18 protein-coding genes are annotated in these 18,613 nt (G+C 68.0%); 12 read left to right on the forward strand and 6 right to left on the reverse strand.

What is annotated here, in order from left to right:
• Positions 1–119 precede the first annotated feature (119 nt).
• On the forward strand, positions 120–944 hold the full coding sequence (locus CYFUS_RS41910) for a M48 family metallopeptidase (protein ID WP_095990308.1): 825 nt from the start codon (positions 120–122) through the stop codon (positions 942–944).
• A gap of 9 nt (positions 945–953) precedes the next feature.
• On the opposite strand, the gene CYFUS_RS41915 is transcribed toward CYFUS_RS41910, so the two are convergent.
• Complete coding sequence (locus tag CYFUS_RS41915; RefSeq protein ID WP_095990309.1) at positions 954–2,024, reverse strand: YihY/virulence factor BrkB family protein; 1,071 nt, start codon at positions 2,022–2,024, stop codon at positions 954–956.
• 115 nt (positions 2,025–2,139) lie between these two features.
• Here CYFUS_RS41915 and CYFUS_RS41920 point away from each other — a divergent pair, with 115 nt between their 5' ends.
• On the forward strand, positions 2,140–2,802 hold the full coding sequence (locus CYFUS_RS41920; RefSeq protein WP_157758965.1) for a hypothetical protein: 663 nt from the start codon (positions 2,140–2,142) through the stop codon (positions 2,800–2,802).
• On the opposite strand, the gene CYFUS_RS41925 is transcribed toward CYFUS_RS41920, so the two are convergent.
• The 3 genes from CYFUS_RS41925 to CYFUS_RS41935 all read right to left on the reverse strand — a co-directional run bounded on the left by CYFUS_RS41925 (position 2,799) and on the right by CYFUS_RS41935 (position 5,458).
• The gene (locus tag CYFUS_RS41925; RefSeq protein WP_095990311.1) at positions 2,799–3,743 is read right to left on the reverse strand and encodes a DMT family transporter; all 945 of its coding nucleotides are present in this window, start codon (positions 3,741–3,743) and stop codon (positions 2,799–2,801) included. The genes CYFUS_RS41920 and CYFUS_RS41925 overlap by 4 nt on opposite strands.
• Before the next feature lie 84 nt (positions 3,744–3,827).
• Positions 3,828–4,847: a tRNA epoxyqueuosine(34) reductase QueG gene (gene queG / locus CYFUS_RS41930; protein WP_095990312.1), complete on the reverse strand. Its 1,020-nt coding sequence runs from the start codon at positions 4,845–4,847 to the stop codon at positions 3,828–3,830.
• A gap of 50 nt (positions 4,848–4,897) precedes the next feature.
• The gene (locus tag CYFUS_RS41935; RefSeq protein WP_095990313.1) at positions 4,898–5,458 is read right to left on the reverse strand and encodes a cob(I)yrinic acid a,c-diamide adenosyltransferase; all 561 of its coding nucleotides are present in this window, start codon (positions 5,456–5,458) and stop codon (positions 4,898–4,900) included.
• Positions 5,459–5,541: 83 nt separating this feature from the next.
• Here CYFUS_RS41935 and CYFUS_RS41940 point away from each other — a divergent pair, with 83 nt between their 5' ends.
• From CYFUS_RS41940 to CYFUS_RS41950, 3 genes are all read left to right on the forward strand, one after another.
• The gene (locus CYFUS_RS41940) at positions 5,542–6,336 is read left to right on the forward strand and encodes a thymidylate synthase (RefSeq protein ID WP_095990314.1); all 795 of its coding nucleotides are present in this window, start codon (positions 5,542–5,544) and stop codon (positions 6,334–6,336) included.
• Positions 6,333–6,809: a dihydrofolate reductase gene (locus CYFUS_RS41945; RefSeq protein WP_095990315.1), complete on the forward strand. Its 477-nt coding sequence runs from the start codon at positions 6,333–6,335 to the stop codon at positions 6,807–6,809. The genes CYFUS_RS41940 and CYFUS_RS41945 overlap by 4 nt, the downstream gene beginning before the upstream one ends.
• Before the next feature lie 67 nt (positions 6,810–6,876).
• Positions 6,877–8,751 carry an FTR1 family protein gene (locus tag CYFUS_RS41950; RefSeq protein WP_095990316.1) on the forward strand — a complete coding sequence of 625 codons (1,875 nt, stop codon included), beginning with the start codon at positions 6,877–6,879 and terminating at the stop codon, positions 8,749–8,751.
• On the opposite strand, the gene CYFUS_RS41955 is transcribed toward CYFUS_RS41950, so the two are convergent.
• Both CYFUS_RS41955 and CYFUS_RS41960 read right to left on the reverse strand, forming a co-directional pair.
• Positions 8,736–10,247 (reverse strand): MBL fold metallo-hydrolase, encoded by a 1,512-nt coding sequence (locus CYFUS_RS41955; RefSeq protein WP_095990317.1) that lies wholly within the window; start codon positions 10,245–10,247, stop codon positions 8,736–8,738. The two genes, CYFUS_RS41950 and CYFUS_RS41955, sit on opposite strands and share 16 nt — an antisense overlap.
• Positions 10,244–11,533: an HD domain-containing protein gene (locus CYFUS_RS41960; protein ID WP_095990318.1), complete on the reverse strand. Its 1,290-nt coding sequence runs from the start codon at positions 11,531–11,533 to the stop codon at positions 10,244–10,246. Before CYFUS_RS41960 ends, CYFUS_RS41955 begins: the two co-directional genes overlap by 4 nt.
• A gap of 110 nt (positions 11,534–11,643) precedes the next feature.
• Here CYFUS_RS41960 and CYFUS_RS41965 point away from each other — a divergent pair, with 110 nt between their 5' ends.
• The 7 genes from CYFUS_RS41965 to CYFUS_RS41995 all read left to right on the forward strand — a co-directional run bounded on the left by CYFUS_RS41965 (position 11,644) and on the right by CYFUS_RS41995 (position 18,536).
• Positions 11,644–12,768 (forward strand): D-alanine--D-alanine ligase family protein, encoded by a 1,125-nt coding sequence (locus CYFUS_RS41965; RefSeq protein ID WP_232537106.1) that lies wholly within the window; start codon positions 11,644–11,646, stop codon positions 12,766–12,768.
• On the forward strand, positions 12,725–13,105 hold the full coding sequence (locus CYFUS_RS41970) for a GNAT family N-acetyltransferase (RefSeq protein WP_232537107.1): 381 nt from the start codon (positions 12,725–12,727) through the stop codon (positions 13,103–13,105). Before CYFUS_RS41965 ends, CYFUS_RS41970 begins: the two co-directional genes overlap by 44 nt.
• A gap of 40 nt (positions 13,106–13,145) precedes the next feature.
• Complete coding sequence (locus CYFUS_RS41975; protein WP_095990319.1) at positions 13,146–14,684, forward strand: transglutaminase-like domain-containing protein; 1,539 nt, start codon at positions 13,146–13,148, stop codon at positions 14,682–14,684.
• A gap of 766 nt (positions 14,685–15,450) precedes the next feature.
• Positions 15,451–15,603 (forward strand): hypothetical protein, encoded by a 153-nt coding sequence (locus CYFUS_RS41980; protein ID WP_232537108.1) that lies wholly within the window; start codon positions 15,451–15,453, stop codon positions 15,601–15,603.
• Positions 15,600–16,445, forward strand: a complete 846-nt coding sequence (locus CYFUS_RS41985) for a hypothetical protein (RefSeq protein ID WP_232537109.1) — start codon at positions 15,600–15,602, stop codon at positions 16,443–16,445. Before CYFUS_RS41980 ends, CYFUS_RS41985 begins: the two co-directional genes overlap by 4 nt.
• 769 nt (positions 16,446–17,214) lie before the next feature.
• Complete coding sequence (locus CYFUS_RS53440; RefSeq protein WP_232537110.1) at positions 17,215–17,727, forward strand: hypothetical protein; 513 nt, start codon at positions 17,215–17,217, stop codon at positions 17,725–17,727.
• Positions 17,724–18,536 carry a hypothetical protein gene (locus tag CYFUS_RS41995; RefSeq protein WP_095990320.1) on the forward strand — a complete coding sequence of 271 codons (813 nt, stop codon included), beginning with the start codon at positions 17,724–17,726 and terminating at the stop codon, positions 18,534–18,536. The genes CYFUS_RS53440 and CYFUS_RS41995 overlap by 4 nt, the downstream gene beginning before the upstream one ends.
• The last annotated feature ends 77 nt before the right edge of the window (positions 18,537–18,613 follow it).

Consider the following 18,613-nt stretch of genomic DNA (forward strand, 5'->3'; position numbering starts at 1 on the left):
TGGGCCTCGCGGCCAGGCGTCGTGATGCCGACCCTTCATCACGGGGCGCTTGCCGAGCCCCGGCCCGATGGATACGACGCCCCTTCGCGGAGCATCACCCAGACAAAGGAAGGCGAGGCATGAAGCGGATTCTCCTGGCGGTGGTCACCCTCACGTACGCGCTCGGGTTCTCCACGGGCTGCGCGGCGGGCAAGAAGTTCAACGTGGGGCGCACGGCGGCCTCCCTCCTCATCTCGGATCAACAGGAGAACCAGCTCGGCCTGCAGGTGAAGCAGGAGCTGGAGACGAAGGAGAAGATCAAGTACCTGGAGGACCCCACCGTCGTGGAGTACGTGCGCAACCTCTCCACGGGCATCCTGCAACAGGCCAACAAGGATCGCCCCGGGGTGAAGTGGAAGATCAACGTCATCGATGACCCGAAGACGGTGAACGCCTTCGCCACGCCGGGCGGCTACCTCTACGTGTACACGGGCCTGCTGCTCGCGGCCGAGAACGAGGCGGAGGTGGCCGGCGTCATGGGCCACGAGGCCGGGCACGTGGTGGGCCGGCACTCCGCCCAGGCGATGCTGCTGCAGTACGGCGAGCAGGCCATCGTCGACGCGGCGCTCGGCAAGAACGCCGGGACGGTGTCGCAGATCGCCGCGAGCCTGGCCGGCAATGGCGCGGCCCTGGCCTTCAGCCGCAGCAACGAGACGGAAGCGGACGAGCTGGGCGCCAGGTACATCTCGGCGGTGAACTACGATCCGCACGCCCTGGCCTCCTTCTTCCAGAAGCTCGCGGCCCAGGAGGGCAAGACGCCCGCGGTGCTCAAGTGGCTGAGCACGCACCCGGCGAGCGCCGACCGCGTCGTGCACATCAACCAGTTCATCCAGCAGAACCGGCTGAAGGGCGCGGAGCTGGGTGGCAGCCAGCTCGCCGCCATCAAGCAGCGCCTGCGCAAGTAGGCACCCGCGCTACGGCAGGGACGAGCGCTCGGACTCTTCTGATGGGGGAGCCTCGGGTGCCTCGTCCCGCAACTCGGCGGGGGGCTCGATGTCGGTGGGAGCGCGCTCGGCCATGCGCCGGCGCCACCGCCAGAAGCCGAGCCGCTCACGCCCCGAGCCTCCCGCCTCCACCTCCGCCTCGCCCTTGAGGTGGGGGGTCTCGATGGGCGGGGGCCGCCCTTGCGCGAGCGCCGCCTCGGCCTCGGCCTGCTCGAGGATGGCGTTCACCTCTCCTCCGAGGATGAAGATGAGGCCGGTGAGGTAGAGCCACAGCAGGAGCACGATGACGCCGCCGATGGAGCCATAGGTGACGTTGTAGCGGCCGAAGTGCTCGACGTACTGGGTGAAGCCCCAGGTGGTGAGCAGCCACAGCACGCTGGCGATCAACGCGCCGGGGGACAGGAAGCTGTAGCGGTGGCGCACGGCGGGCAGGCGCCAGTAGCACAGGGCGAGCGCCAGCATGACGAGCGCGGTGACGGAGGGCCAGCGCAACCAGGACCACACGGCGTGGTAGGCGTTGAGCACGTGCAGGTGCTGGGCGATCCATTCCCCCAACCGCCCGCCCAACAGGAACAGGGTGAGGGCCACGGGGATGAGCAGCGAGCCCGCCACGGTCATGAGCAGCGCGAGCCCCTGGGTGTGCCACAGGGGCCGGTACTCGGGCACGTCATAGGCGAGGTTGAGCGCCCGGCGGAACGCGTCCACGCCGCGCGAGGCGGACCAGAGCGACAACGCCAGGCCGAAGGTGACCAGGCGTGGCTGGGTGTCCTGGGCGATGGAGCGCAGGTGCGCCTGGACCAGCCCCAGGGCATCCGCCGGCATGAGCGGGCCGAGCCGCTCCACCATGGACACCACCGCGCCCCGCTCCAGCGGCAGGTGGGCCGCGAGCGTCACGACGAAGAAGAGGAAGGGAAAGAGCGCGAAGAGGAAATAGAAGGCGAGCTGCGCCGCGCACTCGGTGACCGCGTCCTCCTCGATCTCCACCCAGAGGCGCCGGAAGAACTCGCGCCATGTGAGGCTCCTCGGCTTACGCAGTCGCATTCCTTCCCCAGCACGGGTCTTGGGTTGAGCGAGCAAGCTAGCCACGAGAAGGGCTCGAGCACCAGTGCCCGGCCCATGCCACGCGGCCTGGAGGCCTGCTACCCTTCGCCCCATCATGCCCATGCTCCCGCTCGTCCTCCTGCTGACACTCACCGCTGGCGATGACCGGTCCATCCCCCCGGGATGCCGTGAGGACCATGGGACATGCCGCGAGGACTGCACCATCGACTACGGCGGCGGCACGACGAAGTACCAGTTGCTCAACCAGTGCATCGCCCGGTGCACCCGGGAGCGGGACGCGTGCACCACCCGCTTCTATACGCTCCGGAACACGGCGGGAGATCTGCCCGCCTCCCCCACCGGCTCGGCTCCGGCCTCGGAGCAGTTCGAGGAGCCCTCCAAGCCCACGTCCTTCCAGGACACGGAGCGCCGGGGCGTCTACCGGGCCAGCGAGGCCGCGCCTCCCGCGGAGTCCGCTCCGGAGGAAACGCCCGCCGCCCCTCCTCCCCCCGCGCCGGCCGAGGTGGAGGAGAAGCCCGAGGAGGAACCAGCTCCCGCGCCGAAGCCGCCCGCCGAGGAGAAGAAGAGCGCGCCCCCCAGGGGAAAGCGGGAGGAGATCCGCATCTTCGGAGACTCCGAGGACACGGCCACGGAGGCATCCAAGGAGAATGCCGCGCCCCACGTGGAGTCCAAGGAGTCCAAGCCAGGCAAGCCCGCGGAGACCCCGAAGAAGGGCGCCTCGAAGCGGCACTCCGACGACAACTGGTGGAAGGACTAGGCGCGCTCGAGGCCCTGACGCCCGGGCGCCGTGGGGGCGCTCTGGGTCAGCCGCACGCCGACGAGCACCAGGGCGCCGCCGAGGATGAGCTCCCCATGCAGGGACTCGCCGAGCAGGAGCCACGCGGCGAGCGCCGTCATCACCGGCTGGAGGTTGGAGAAGATGGCCGCGTGTGAGGCGGGCACCTTGGTCAGGGCGTAGTACCAGATGAGGTAGGCCACCACGGACGTGAGGACGGCCAGGTAGGCGATGCTGCCCAGGGCGGAGGGGCTCGCGGAGAAGGTGCGCGCGGGCTCGAGGACGAAGGGGGCCACGGGCAGCAGCAGCAGGGCGGCGGCCACCATGCTCCACGCGGTGGAGCGCACCGAGCCATGGGCGGAGGCGAAGGGCTTGCCCTCGGTGGTGAAGGCAACCCACGCGATCACCGCGCCGAGGATGAGCAGATCTCCCAGCAGCGAGCCGCGCGCCGAGGCCAGCCCCCGCCCGAGCAACAGCACCACCACGCCCGTGAGCGCCGTGAGGATGCCGAGCACCGCGCGCGACGAGGCCCGCTCCTGCCCGCGCGCGAGCCCCAACAGGTACACGCCCAGCGGCGTCAGCGCGTAGAGCAGCGCCGCGTGGGCCGCGGTGGAGTGGGACAGTCCATGGAAGAACAACACCTGGTTGAGCGGGCCCGCGAGCAGGCCGAGCATGAACACGCGGCGCCACTCGGAGCGCGGCGGCAGCTTGGGTCCGGGCGTGAAGGCGAGCAGCAGGCAGAAGAGGGAGGCGCTGAGCAGGAAGCGCCACATCACCACCGTGAGCGGGGGCAGCTCCTCCATGGCGCGCTTGCCGGCCAGATACGTCCCCGCGCTGATGACGACTTGCAGGAACAAGGCTGCATAGACCCCGCTGAGCGACTCGCGCTGAGCGGGAACGATCTCGGTGGTGGAGGCCTGCACGCGGCGACACGTAGCAGATAACCCCTCGCGATTCACCGACCCGGCCGGCCATCCCGGCCCGCGTGAATGTCACCAGGACAAGTGTCAGGAACCGAGGTGCAGCAGGGCCCACTCGGCAGCATGACGCACGGCTTCGCTCGGATCCTCACGCAGCCGCTCGATCAAGGGCCGGGCCTCCATGCGCCTGGCGGCCCCGAGCGCGTACACGGCGTTGCGGCGCAGGCCGTCGTACTTGGCCCGGCCGAGCGCGGTGCCAGGAATGAGCTGGTCGTACTGCTCGGGGGTGAGCGCCGCCAGCTCCATCACCCCGAGTTCGGCGACCGCCCGGGGAACAAAGCGCTTGTTGGAGGTGCTGACGGGCCGGCGGTTGAGGGGGCAGACGTCCTGGCAGATGTCACAACCGAAGACGAGGTTGTCCATCTCCACCCGGAAGGACTCGGGCACCTCGGCATGGCGGTTCTCGATGGTCTGGTAGGAGAGACAGGCCCGCGCGTCCACCCGGCCCTGGCCGAGTAGCGCCCCGGTGGGGCAGGACATGATGCACAGGTGGCAACTGCCGCAGCGATCGGCGGTGGGCCCGTCGGCGTACGCGTCCACCTCGGCGTCGAGGACGAGCACGGCCAGCACCACCCACGAGCCCAGGGGCTCGGTGATGAAGCAGCCATTCTTGCCCACGTAGCCCAGCCCGGCGCGAGAGGCCCACACCTTCTCCATCATCGGGCCCGAGTCCACGCTGCCGTAGTCGCGCACCTCGGGGTACGCCTCCTTGAGCCGGCGGCGGAAGGACTTCAGGCTGTCGCGCAGGGTGGAGTGGTAGTCCCGACCCCGCGCGTAGCGGGCGATGGGCGAGTCCTCCGTCCGAGGCTCCTCGCGGTAGTAGTTGGTCGCGAAGGCGATCACCGTGCGCGCGCCGGGCAGCAGCAGCGAGACGTCGAGCCGCTCGGCCGTCCGCTCGCCCAGCCAGTCCATGTCGGCGTCGCGGCCCGCCGCCAACCACTCCAGGAGGAAGTCACCCGGAATGGGCTCGGCGCGCGCGAAGCCCGCGAGATCGAAGCCCACCTGGGTGGAGAGCTGGCGGAGGTGTTCGGTGGACAGCGGGGGCACGGCTTCTACATAACCCAACCGCCGCGCCCCTTCCGAGATGACCCGCGGGGCTAGGTCGTGGACTTCTCCGGGATCCACTTCACGTCCTCGACGCCCGCCCGGCGATTGGCCACGCGCGCCATGACGAAGAGCAGGTCCGAGAGCCGGTTGAGGAAGGACAGCACGTCATTGGACGCCTCGCCCTCGCTGAAGGCGGTGACCACGCGGCGCTCGGCCCGCCGGCACACCGTGCGCGCCAGATGCAGCGCGGCGGCCGCCTGGACGCCCGCGGGCAGGATGAAGTGCGTCATGGGGGACAGTTCGCCCTCGAAGGTGTCGATCGCCCGCTCCATGTCCGCGATCCACTCGCTCTTGAGCGGGGGAATGAAACCGGAGGCCTTGGTACCGGGAGGCGTGGCCAGCACCGCCCCCACCGTGAAGAGCTGCTCCTGCAGGCGCTGGAGCAGGGCATCCAGGTCGCTCGGCATGGACAGGGAGCGCGCCAGCCCCAGCGAGGCGTTCAGCTCGTCCACCTCACCGTAGGCGTCCACGCGCAGGCTGTCCTTGCGGACCCGTCCTCCACCGAACAGGCCCGTCTCTCCCTTGTCTCCAGTCTTCGTATAGATCTTCAAAAGCGTGTTCCCTTCCGTTGGACAATCGGCACCGCACCTGGCGGAAATTCGCGCCCGGGGGGGCCGTGGGCTAGGAGAAGTCCATGACACCCTACCTCGCCCTGCTCGAGCACGTCCTGCATCACGGCACGAAGAAGAGCGACCGCACCGGCACCGGCACGCTGAGTGTCTTCGGCCATCAGATGCGCTTCGATCTCACACGGGGCTTCCCCCTGGTGACGACGAAGAAGCTCCACCTCAAGTCCATCATCCACGAGCTCTTGTGGATGCTCGCGGGCGGCACGAACGTGCATGCGCTCCAGGCGCACGGCGTCACCATCTGGGACGAGTGGGCCGACGCCGAGGGCAACCTCGGCCCCATCTACGGCCACCAGTGGCGCTCCTGGTCCACGCCCGACGGGGGCGCCATCGATCAGATGACCCAGCTCGTCGAGGGGCTGAAGAAGAACCCCGACTCGCGGCGTCACCTGGTGAGCGCGTGGAACGTGGCGGACCTGGGCGCCATGAAGCTGCCGCCCTGTCACATCCTGTTCCAGTTCTACGTGGCCAACGGGCGGCTGTCCTGCCAGCTCTACCAGCGCAGCGCGGACATCTTCCTGGGCCTGCCCTTCAACATCGCCTCCTACGCCCTGCTGACGATGATGGTGGCGCAGGTGACGGGGCTCGAGGCCCATGAGTTCATCCACACCTCGGGCGACGCGCACCTGTACCTCAACCACGTGGAGCAGGCACGCGAGCAGCTCCAGCGCGAGCCCCGACCCCTGCCCCGGATGACGCTCAATCCGGCCGTCCGCTCGCTCTTCGACTTCAAGTACGAGGACTTCACACTCAGTGGGTACGAGCCCCACCCCGCCATCAAGGCACCGGTGGCCGTATGATGCTGTCGGCCATCGTGGCGATGGCGTCCAACCGCTGCATCGGCCGGGACAACACCCTGCCCTGGCGTCTGCCGGCGGACCTCCAGCGCTTCAAGCGGCTCACCCTGGGACACACGCTCCTCATGGGCCGCAAGACGTACGAGTCCATCGGCCGGCCGCTGCCCGGCAGGACGATGCTCGTGGTGACGCGTCAACACGGTTGGGCCCCCGCGGGCATCGAGGTGGCGCACTCGCTGGAGGAGGCCCTCGCGCGGGCACGCGGCGACGAGGTCTTCCTCGCCGGGGGCGCGCAGCTCTACGAGCAGGCGATGGACCGGGTGCGTCGGCTGTACCTCACGCGCATCGATCGCGAGTACGAGGGCGACACCTTCTTTCCCGCCGTGGACCTGTCCACCTGGCGCCTCACCGCCGAGGAGTCCCACCCGGCCACCGACACCACGCCACCCTTCGCCTTCCTCACCTACGAGCGGTGATGACTCCCGGTTTTGATTCTGACTCGCAACATTGAGAATATGTGGGCGGACTGGTAGAGGGTGGAGCGTGAAGCGCACCGGTCTACTGCTGCTGTCCCTGCTGCTCGCGGCGCCGTTGGCCACCGCCGCCGAGAGCGAGTCCGAAGCGCGCACCTGGCACCGCCTGGTGGGCATTCTGCAATACCTGCAGGCCGACTACCCGGCGGCGGTGGAGTCCAGGTCGGACTTCGAGCTGGCCGAGCAGCGCAGCTTCATCGCCGAGGCCACCGACGCGGCGCGCGAGCTGGGACGCCCGGGAGAGACGTTCCTCGCGCGGCTGGAGGAGATCAAGGCCCGGGTGGACAAGGCCGAGGATCCCGAGGGCGTCAGCCAGGACTGCGGGGCGCTGGTGGAGGACCTGGTGCTCGCGGGGGGACTGGCGCGCAGCCCGCGGGTGCCGCCGGACCTGAAGGTGGGCGAGCGGGTCTACCTGGAGAGCTGTGCGGCCTGTCACGGCGCGGACGGGCGCGCGGAGGTGCCCATCGCCCGGACGATGGAGCCCGTCCCCACCAACTTCCATGATCCCGAGGTGATGGGCGGGCTCACGCCCTACAAGGCCTTCAACACGGTGGGCTTCGGCGTACCGGGCACGCCCATGCCGGGCTTCCCCACCCTGAACGAGGAGGAGCGCTGGGGCCTGGCCTTCTATCTCTTCACGCTCCGCCAGCCCGCGTGTGACGCCGTCCCGCCGCGCGTGTCGCTGGAGAAGCTCGCCAACTCCACGGACAACGAGCTCGTCCAGGCCTACGGGCAGGAGCACCTCGCGTGCCTGCGCCGCAAGATGCCCGACGTGGACGAGGAGCGCGGCCTGCTGGTGACGCGCGAGTACGTGGAACAGGCGCTCAAGCTGGGCGCCTCCGGCGACATGCTGGGCGCGCGCAACGCGCTCCTGGACGCCTACCTCAAGGGACTGGAGCCGGTGGAGGTGACGCTCCGGGCGCGCAACCCCGACCTGGTGCTCAAGCTGGAGAAGGCCTTCCTGGACACGCGCGTGGCCGCCGAGCGCAAGAGCCCGCACCTCCAGGACGAGGGCCGTGTCCTCCTGTCGCTGCTGGACGAGGCGCGCCGGGACAGTGGCGAGACGATGAGCTTCCTGTCCGTCATCTGGATCACCCTGCTCATCCTGCTGCGCGAGGGCTTCGAGGCGACCATCATCATCGCCGCGCTGCTGGCGATGCTGCGCAAGATGCAGGCGCCCGAGTACGCGCGCGTGGTGCACCTGGGCTGGGTGTCCGCGCTGGTGGTGGGGGCGCTCGCCTTCATCTTCGGCCGGCACCTGATGAACGGGGCCAACCGCGAGATGCTCGAGGGCATCGCCGGGCTCGTGGCGGTGGCGATGCTGCTGTACGCGGCGCTGTGGCTCAACGCGCGCGCCAACATGAGCAAGTTCATGGGCGAGCTGCGCGAGAAGATGAAGGGCGCGCTGGGCCGCGGCAGCATGATGGGCCTGTTCGCCATCGCCTTCACCTCGGCGCTGCGCGAGAGCGTGGAGACGGCCATCTTCCTGCAAGGGCTCGCGCTCGACTCGGCGTCGGGCGTGGCCTGGGGGTGCGCCGCGGGCGCGGTGGCGCTCACCGTGCTCGTCCTCTTCGTCAACCGCGTGGGCTACAAGCTGCCCATGAAGACGCTCTTCAAGGCGTCCACCGTGCTGCTGGTGACCACCGCCGTCATCCTCCTGGGCAAGGCGATCCGCGCGCTCCAGGAGGTGGCCCTGGTGCCCATCCACCCCATCCGCTTCGTCACCATCGATCTGCTCGGCATCTACCCCGACGCCATGTCGCTCATCCCCCAGGCGGTGCTCACCGCCATTCCGCTCGCCCTGCTCATCATCAAGCGGCGCGGCGGCGGAGCGGCGAGCCTGGCGGACGCCTCGTCCCAGGCCGAGGCTCAGGCCGGGAAGTAGCGACCGGACTCCTCGCGCACCCGGCCCTCCTCGAGCAGCTTGAGCAACACCGCCAGGGCGCTGCGCTCCGCGATGGGCAGCAGGAACGCGGGCGTCTCCGAGTAGGCGCGCTCCACCACCTGCTCCAGGGTGACACCCTCCTCGGGCACCGCCGCCACGATGCGCGCCTCGCGCGCCGCCCGGTGGTCCAGGTACTCCTGGAGCTTGCCCGGCCCATCCGGAATCGCCATCCCATGCGCCGGGTGCAGCGTCGTCACCGGCCAGTCCCGCAGCCGCGCGAGCTGCCGCAGGTACTCGCTCATGTCCCCCTCGGGAGGATCGATGACGATGGAGCCCACGCCCGCCACCATGTCACCCACCACCGCCGCGCGCGTGCGCTCGTCCACCAGGCACAGGTGACCCCGCGCGTGTCCCGGCGTGTGCAGCACCCGCCAGCGCTGGGGCGGAGTCCCCGCCAGTTCCAGCACCTCACCGTCCTCCAGGAGCCGCTCCGTCGGCACGGGCACCCGGTCCGCCGTGCGCGCATGGCACCACAGGGGCACGTTCAGCCGCGCCTTCACCGCGCCCACGCCCCCGATGTGGTCTCCATGGTGGTGGGTGAGCACCACCGCCTTCACCCGGGCCCCTTCCGCCACCAGCCCCTCCACCATCTCCAGCAACCCCTCCAGCTCTTCCTCGTCCCCCGCCCCGGGGTCCACGAGCAGCAGCTCCCCATTGCCCAGCACGTACACGTTGGTATGCGTGGCCGGTGGCAGGGTCGCCGTGCGCACGGGGAACACCCGCACGCCCTGGTGGTACTCGATGCGGCGCGCGATGAAGTCCGGGCCGAGCGGCGGCGCGTCCAGCTCCGCCAGCGCCGCCTCGCGCGAGCCGAAGCGCGCCATCACCCGCAGCACGTGCACCGCGGGCGGGTGCAGCAGCGCCGTGCCCACCTCCCAGCGAGCCAGCGCCTCGGCCGGCGTCACCCACGCCGCCTCCGACAGCTCCCCGGCCCACCACTCCGCCCGCATCCCCTCGCCCACCTCCACCAGATAGAAGAAGGTGTCGAAGCGCACGGGCGCGAACTCCGGCGTCACCCACCGCCCCGCCGCCGGGAAGTCCTCGGCCCGCAGCACGAGCCCGTGCCGCTCCAGCAGCGCTCCCCACGACTCGCCCGCCAGGAGCGCCCGGCGCAGCGCCGTCACCTCCTCGGCGGAGAGGCGCTCGGCGCCCTCGGCCACCAGCACCCCGGTCTCCTCCAGCAGCTCGCGCGCCGCGGCCGCCCGCAGCGCCGCCTCCTGCCCCGAGGCCCCCCGCACCGGCACCGCCGCGTCCGCCTTGTCCACCTTCCCGCCGGGAAAGGCATAGAAGCCGCCCGCGAAGGCGAGCGCCTTCTCGCGCTTCACCCAGAACAGCTCCACCCCCGTGGGCGTGCGGCGGTAGGGCACCACCACCGACGCGAGCCGGGGCACCGCCACGGGGGGTGGTGGAGGCGCACCAGCGATCGTCTCACTCATTCCCGCACCACCTGTCCAAGCAACCGCGCCATCATGTTGCGCGCATCCTCGATCTGATCCGGCCGCACGTACACCCGGGACAGCCGCACCGCGCCCTTGTAGCGCTGGTAGAGCGGCGTGTAGCGCGCCACCTCCGTGAGCCGACCGGTGGACACGTCGATGATGAACAGGCTCGGCCCCGCGCCCTCCGAGAAGTACTTGGAGAGCACGCCCCGGGACTCCACCGTGAAGTGCTCGAAGCCGCCCGTCACCAGCGCGCTGCGCAGCACCTCCAGATCATAGCCCACGTCGCGCTCGGTGAACTGCGCGAGCAGCTTGAAGCCCTGGCGCGACGCGATGCGCTGGGCCCACCGGTTCTTCGAGCGGCGCAGCGTGTACCAGAGCGCCACGTCGTCGCAGTAGAGGAAGGCCTCGGGGTCGGCGGGGATCTCGAACTCGCCGGGCGCCTCCTCGTAGTAGCGCCGCAGCATGTGATCGAAGTTCACCGAGGTGTGGTGGTAGTACACCGACAGGAACATGTGGTGGCGGCTGAGCAGGAAGTCCTCGAAGGCGAACGCCGCCGCCCGGCTCAACGCCAGATAGGCGCGCCCGTCCTTGATGGCCGGGTTCAGGTTGGACACCAGCCAGTCCATGTCGTACCGGCCATAGTTCACGCCCGTGTAGAACGAGTCGCGCAGCAGGTAGTCCATGCGGTCCGCGTCCAGTTCCCCGGACACGATGGCGCGCAACAGCGGCGTCCAGTCCACCCCCTCGTGGGAGAAGCCGGGATCCTTCGGGGGCATGGCCCCGGTGATGAGTCCCACCGCCGCCTCGGGAGTGATTCCCTGGGGCGCGTAGCGCTCCTCGATGAGCGGCGTGAGTGAACTGTCCAACAAAAGCTTGGCGGTGAAATCTTCGTGCGTGGCCTGCTCGCCTTCCGCCACGGGGTCCAACCAGGCCGGAAGCCGCAGCAGCGCACGCCGGGGAGCGATGCTCTCGGAGGCATGGGACAGGGGCATGTGCCCCAGGTCATGACACAGCACGGCGAGCCGGACGGCGGCGTTGAAGCGCTCGCGCACCGGCGCGGGCAGGCCCGAGCGGGCGGTGACGGCGAGGAAGACCCGGGAGGCCACGTGCATGGCGCCGAGCGAATGCGCATGCCGGGTATGGGTGCCCCCTGGGAATGCCAGGTCGCCGAAGCCCAGTTGGCGCACGTGGCGAAGCCGTTGGTAGAACCGGCTGTCGATGACGGCCTTCTCCTCGCCACTCACATCGATGGTGCCGTGGATGGGGTCACGAATCCGCATGGTTCTCCTCATACTTCCAGACACTGCTCAGCGGCCAGCCAATCGGGCCCGCTGTGAACTGTCATCCCCCCTGGGGACGTGCTAACCCTGGCCGTCGACACATGCCCCGCATGCACATCGCCATCCTGTACAACCGAGACCATGAGCAGTTGGAGGACGACCCGGGTCGGGAGGCGCGAGCAGACGTGATGCGAGTGGCCTCCGCGCTCTCCGAGGCCCTCACCCAAGATGGAACCCAGGTCGAGCTCGTTCCCGTCACGGGCTCCCGGCTGGAGTTCGTGGACGTGCTCGCCCGGATGCAGCCCGACCTGGTCATCAACCTCTGCGAGTCCGTGGCGGCGGACAGCCGGGCGGAAACCATCATCCCCTGTCTGCTGGACATGCTGGGGCTGCCCTACACGGGAGCGTCCGCGCTCTCGCTGACGCTCGCCCTGCACAAGGACAAGGCCAAGGAGCTGCTCAAGGCGCGTGGCGTCTCCACCCCGGGCTTCGCGCGGGTGGACCGGCTCGAGGACCTGGACGCGGTGAACCTGCCCTATCCGCTCATCGTCAAGCCGGCGCGCGAGGACGCCAGCGTGGGCATCACGAGCGACTCGGTGGTGCACGACCGGGAGGGCCTGCGTCGCGCGGTGGACGCCGTGCTGCGCACCTTCCACCAGCCCGCGCTCGTCGAGCAGTTCATCGCCGGCCGCGAAATCTACGTGCCGCTCCTGGGCAACTCGCCCCGCCGGGCCCTGCCCCTGTCGGAGATCCGCTTCGGCCAGCTCTTCGCCGACCGGCCCAACATCGTCACCTACGCGGGCAAGTGGGAGACCGGCTCACCCGAGTACGTGAACACCCCCTCCGGCCCCTGTCTGCTGACGGACACCGCCCTGGAGGCACGGCTCGTCCAGACGGCGATGGACGCCTTCGCCGCGCTGGAGGGCCGGGACTATGGGCGCGTGGACCTGCGCGTCACCCCCGAGGGCGTGCCCTACGTCATCGACATCAACCCCAACTGCGATCTCCACCCGGAGGCGGGCTTCGCCAAGGCCGCGCGTTCGGCCGGAATCGACTACCGCACCCTCGCCCGGCAACTCGTGGCGATCGCCCTCGAGAGACACCATGGACATCCGACCGCTCGCAGAAAAGGACCGGGAGCCCCTCGCCTCCCTGATTCGCCGAATCGAAACCTTCTCCCAGGACGAGCAGGTGTGCGCCATCGAGCTCGTCGATCTCGCGCTTCAGCCGAATAACCCCGACTACAAGATTCTCGTCGCGGACCGGGACGGGACGATCGTCGGTTACGTGTGCTACGGCCCCACGCCGATGACGGAGGGCACGTACGACCTGTATTGGATCGCCTCGGACCCGCAGGTGCGGGGCCAGGGCGTGGGCGCCTCGCTGGTGTCGGGCATGGAGGCGGACCTGCGCCGCCTGACGGCCCGCATCATCCGCGTGGAGACGAGCGCCACCGAGGCCTACGGTCCCACCCGCGGCTTCTACGCCTCCATGAAGTACACGGAGGAGGCGCGCATCCGCGACTTCTACAAGGTCGGCGACGACCTCATCATCCTCACCAAGCGGGTCTGAGCCGCACCGCGCGCCAGGCCCGCGCGCCGGAGCCGCGCGCGTGACTTCCCTCAAGACCTTCCTCTCCCTGAGCGCCGCCGTCCTGGGTCTGGCGCTCGTGCAGTGCAAGAAGCAGGACGCCGCGCCCGCGGCCCCGCCTCCGGTCCAGGAGCAGCGGGCCCCCGAGTCCGCCGCCGCGCCCCAGCAAGCGCCCGCCACCGTCTCCGACGTGGTGAAGGCGAAGCGGCCCGCGGGGGGCGAGTACCTGGGCCTGTACCTCGTGGACAAGAAGGTGGGCTACGTCTTCAACGACCTGGGCCTCATCCCGGGCCGGGAAGACCGGGTGCGCGCCATCAATGAATTGCACTTCAAGGCGCAGGTGGGGGCGCGGCTGTCCGAGCGCGTCCACCGCGAGGAGCGCATCTACGAGGCCCGCCCCGGGGGCAGGCTGGTGGCCTTCACCATCGAGCAGCACGGGGATGGAGGCACGCAGACACTGGTGGGCAACGCCACGCCCACGGGGATCAGCGTGGTGCGCAAGCGTCCGGGGATGCAGGACGAGACGGTGAACCTGCCGGCCACGACGGAGGTGGTGGAGGACGCGGACCAGGTGCGCGTGGCGCTGCTGCGCCGGAAGGACGTGAGCGGGGCGGTGCTGGATGGGATGGACCTGGGCACCTACAAGCTCGCCACCACGGTGCAGCCCTCCGAGGAGCGGCTCATCAGCGGCGTCAAGGTGAAGGTGGGCCGGGCAGTGAGCGTCTCGGACAAGGAGAAGGTGCCGGTGACGGCCTGGGTGGCCGAGGAGGACGGGCGGCTGCTGGAGATGGAGTACGGCCAGACGATGAAGGCACGCGCCGAGCCCGAGGCGGTGGCGAAGCGGCTGGATCTGGTGGAAGTGTTCGGCCTGACGCGCGTCGTGCTGCCCAAGGCGCTGCCCGAGTCGGCGCACGCGATTCCCGGCGAGGTGAAGCTGGTGATGGAGAACCTGCCGGAGAAGTTCCAGCAGGACAGCTACCGGCAGAAGTACCAGCGCGAGAAGGACGGGCGCGTCCTGGTGACACTGTCCGCGAAGCCTCCGGAGCCCAAGGTGCTCAAGCCCCGGCCGCTCGCGGATCCCGAGGGAGGGGAGAACCTCAAGACGTCCATCATCATCGAGAGCGACAACCCGCGCATCGTCGAGCAGTCACGGATGCTGGTGGGGGGAGAGAAGGACGCGTACGCGGCGGCGAAGAAGATCGTCGAGTGGGTGGCGACGGCGCTGCAGAAGGACTACGGGGCGAGCGCGGACCGGGCCACGGACGTGCTGCGCCAGCGCAAGGGGGACTGCACGGAGCACTCGCTGCTGACGGTGTCGCTGCTGCGCGCGGCGGGCATTCCGGCCCGGCGGGTGGATGGCGTCATCTACATGGTGAACGCGGATGGAGTTCCTGCGCTCTACTGGCACGAGTGGGTGGAGGCCTTCGTGGGCGAGTGGACCCAGATGGATCCGACCTTCAACCAGGTGGTGGCGGACGCCACGCACTTTGGCGTGGGGCGCGAGGGCAACGCGGAGATCACCCCCCTCATCGGTTCGCTCAAGGTGCTCGAGGTGAAGTAGGCCGTTTCAACTCGGGCGCTGGGCAAGTTCGCTGATGCCACTCACAGCCGCTGAACTCACCGACCTGCTCCACCGCTTCTACCCGAGGAATGTCTACACCACGGATGCGCGATATGAATCACAGGCGGAGACTGTCGAACTGCGCGAACGCAGGAAGACAGCCCAAGCAGAGAGCAGCACCTGGAGCACACTCCTGCGACGCATCCACCAGGAACTACCGGAGTGTAGTCTCTGGGAACTCCCCTTTCTGCTCTACGACCCCTGCCGCTGTGTTCGAGTATCGCTCGTGGACTCACCCGTAGGAGCATCCGAACAGAAGGCCGTGGTGCTACTCGCAAGCATCCTCGCGCCCGTGCACCACATCTACGCTTCCTGGCAACACGTCGAAAACCATCAAATCATCGAGCAGCGGATATGGCATCCGCCTCTCCCTCTTGAATACCAATCACTCGAGACCCGATTGAACTCGCTGGCGCGGTCCGTACTGGGAACATCCCAGCTTTCCAATGAGGTTCTCTTCGCACCAGTTCCAGACGTTCAAGTGGGAAATCTGGACCTGGGTCATGCCCAGATCATCCACTGCCTCTTCACGGATCGGCTCTGGTAGTTCACCGTCGCCAAGACACCGTCAGGTCGAAATACGAGTCCTTTGGCACCTTCTCAGTGCAACAAGAAACGGGGCAGCTGGGCCGAAGAATATGCCGCGGAGTTCAATGCGATAGAGCCCGCGGTTGATTGGATCAAGACGCACCGCGAGGAGCTTCTCGTGGGCACCGTCATCGTCATCGCTGGAGTCGCCTTCGTTGCCGCGGTCGCCGCCTCAGGCGGAGGTGCCCTCATCCTGATGCCGCTCGTGTTTGTCGCGGAGAACCCCTCGGGGTCGCCAGCCGCCCCCTCTCTCGCGGAGGCGACCCGATGAGCATCTATCACTCCCTTCACAGCGCATTTCTATTCGCCGCGTCTCGGCGGCACGCAGCGGAGTTCGAAGGCAGAAAAGAAGAACAGCGGCTCTGGATTCAGGTGAACGCGTACAGGGACTTCATCATGGCGACAGGCCAGGTCTACCTGTTCGAAGACTACCTCAAGGAGGTGGCTCCCATGACATCTCCCCAGGTGAGCACCGCCCTCGAGGCGCATCAGGATACGATCTCGCAAAGGGTCATGGCACTTCTCCTGAAGGTTTTCGACGAGACGCCTGTGCCTGAACAGAAGCAGTCCGTGAGCCTTCTCATCAGCCAGGTCAACTTCATCGCCGACACTGGCCAACTCGAGGCTTGCGAGGACTACATCAAAAACCGCCTCGGCCATGCTCCGCTCGCCATCGAGCATTTCACGACGCGCGAGGAAGCGGAGACCTGGCTGAGGAGCCTCACGGAGCCCCCCAGTTCGGTGTTGATACTCATTGGCGATGAGTATCATCAGATGTGGCATGATCGTAAAGACAACACTCGCGGCATGTACCGCGAGTACATGCTCGAGCCCTATGTCGAAGGACTCGTCGCGGAAGGAATACCTCCCAACCCACCATCCTTCAAAACCCGTGCGGAAGCAGAGGCGTGGCTGGAGAACCACCCCACTGCGCCTTTTGAGTTCGTGTCAATCGCCGGGGAGCATCATCTCGCGGTGCACCACCAGAGGCTGAAGCGCCACACGCTTCACCATGTGGCCTCCACCCTGACGCAGTGGGAGGAGAGGAAGCGGGCTGTCGAGCGTGAGGAGGCCCAAAATGCGGTGGTGGAGGCCGAAGGGGAGGACGAGTAGCCCCACGCATCCTCACCGAGGCGCCCACGGTCGCCGCGCGACTGGGCCTGCTCGAGGACGCGCTCTCCGGGCGTCTCCATCGGGGCGATGTGTTCGAGCCCGCGTCGGCGTACCTCGTGCAGCGCGCCGTCCGTGCCATCACCGAGGCCCAGGCTTGATTCAAAGTCCCACGAGAGAAGCTATCCCACCTGAACCTACGGACGAGGTAGGGTGCCCGCCCACGGGCCGAGGAGACACGAGAGGCACCGGACTGAGCGCGTGGCACGAGCCCAAACAAATCGAGACGGGTGGCACCGTCCTCCTACTCCAAGGTGAAGGCGAATGGATTGTCATTGCCCGCAGAGGGAGTCAAAGGACTCGTTGAACTCGTGCCGACATCTCACTCACTACGAGTCGTCCAACACCATGTCCTGCCTCCGTGCCGCCCGTACCACCGCGCCTGCCCCACCTCTGGAACTCAGGGCTGCACCGAGCAGCGCGGCAAGGGCTCCGGCTTCTTCACGGGGATGAAGCCCTGGGTAGGGCGTCAGACGACTCGGAAGGGAGGAGTTGTCGGACCAGGTCCCTTGACCCCCTCCCGGGACTACAGGGCAGGCGCCGGAAAATCGGCCGACGCCCGGAGACCTCATGGTACAAAACCCACAGCATGCGAACGGCTTCGACCCCTCAGCGGCTCATGGTGATGAGCCTCGGCCTTCTGCTTTTTTCTTGTAGTACGCTCCGGACTTCGAGCCCTGCCCCTACGAGCGTCCAAGAACTTTCTCGCTGGGTGCTCGTCATCAAGGAGACACCGGAGGGTCAGGTCACCCACGCCTGGGAGCCGTTGAGCAGTTTCGACCTGTCAAAGTACCCGAACCGAGCGAGCAGCAGTATCGCTGATGCCCCCGTTGTCCGGGCTGCCTGGACTCGCAGTTGCGACGACGAGCTTGATGCCTGCAAGGACATTTGCATGAAGTCGCTCAGGGGCCGGAATTGGAGCCACGCGAGTCGGGGCTCGAAAGATGCGATATGTCGCGACAGGTGCAGGCCCGCTTACAATGACTGTTGTCGGCTCCGCGAACTGGCCGAAACCCTGAAATTTCCGGCTACGGACAAAGCAGTCGAGTGGTTGAAGCAGCACCACGACGAACTCTTGGCTGGTACCGTGGTTGTCATTGCCGGGGTGGTGTTCGTCGCGGTTGTCGTGGGCAGCGGAGGAACCGCGCTGGTCCTCGTTCCAGCGGTCCTGCTCGTGTCGTCTGATGCTCCTTCCGAACCCCAAATCGCGGCGGTGCAGCCATGACGTCCTCTACCCTTCTTTCCGATTCACACGAGGTGATTGGGAAGCTCTGGAGCGATGCACAGTCACCCGAACAGGCGCGCATTCTGGGGCTCGCGCGAGATGCCATCCACTTCGTTTTCGCTACGGGACAGCGGTATCAATTTTCAGACTTCCGCGAAGCCCTCTCGTCTGATGCCCACCCTGCCGCGACCGTCGGCCCGCCTCCAGAGTCCTCCGCGAGTCTCGAGGAGCGCATGGACGGAGCGGCTGGCTTCTTCACGAAGCTTCGCGACGAGGCCGATTCCTCCGAGGAGAAGAAGCGTCTCCAGGTCTTTCTCGATGCGTTCCACTTCATCGCCTTGACCGGTCAGACCAGCGCTTTCGGGGAGTACCTCGAGCACGTCGAGGCGGGTGCACCTCCTTATGCTATTGCCTCTTTTGATACGAGGGAGGAGGCGGAAGCCTGGCTTGGAAATCACCCCAATCCTCCCGATTTCGCCAACGTGCTGATCGCGAACGGCTATCACGATGTGTTCCATGACCGTGAAACGAACGTCCGCCGCCTGCTGCGCAACCGTGGTCTCGAGTACTACCTCGCGGAGCTCGCACAAGAGGAGCCGCCCGTCGCCGCCGCGTCTTTCGCCAGCATTGAGGAAGCAGAGGCCTGGCTGACGGCACAACCCGAGCCAGCCAGATGGGCGTGGGTGTCAATCGCAGGTGAGCCCTACCTCGCGGTGTATCATGCCAACATCGGCCACCGCGCCCTCTACCCCCTTTCCATGGCCAAGGGATACGAGCTGCCACCCGATACACCGCAGGGGAGTGCGTGACAAGGCGTCGATGACGTCGAAGAGGCACGCCTGCGGGGCGCTGGCGCGTCCACTTCTCACGTACGCCGATACGAGTC

This window comes from Cystobacter fuscus, from assembly GCF_002305875.1.
GTDB classification, from domain to species: domain Bacteria; phylum Myxococcota; class Myxococcia; order Myxococcales; family Myxococcaceae; genus Cystobacter; species Cystobacter fuscus_A.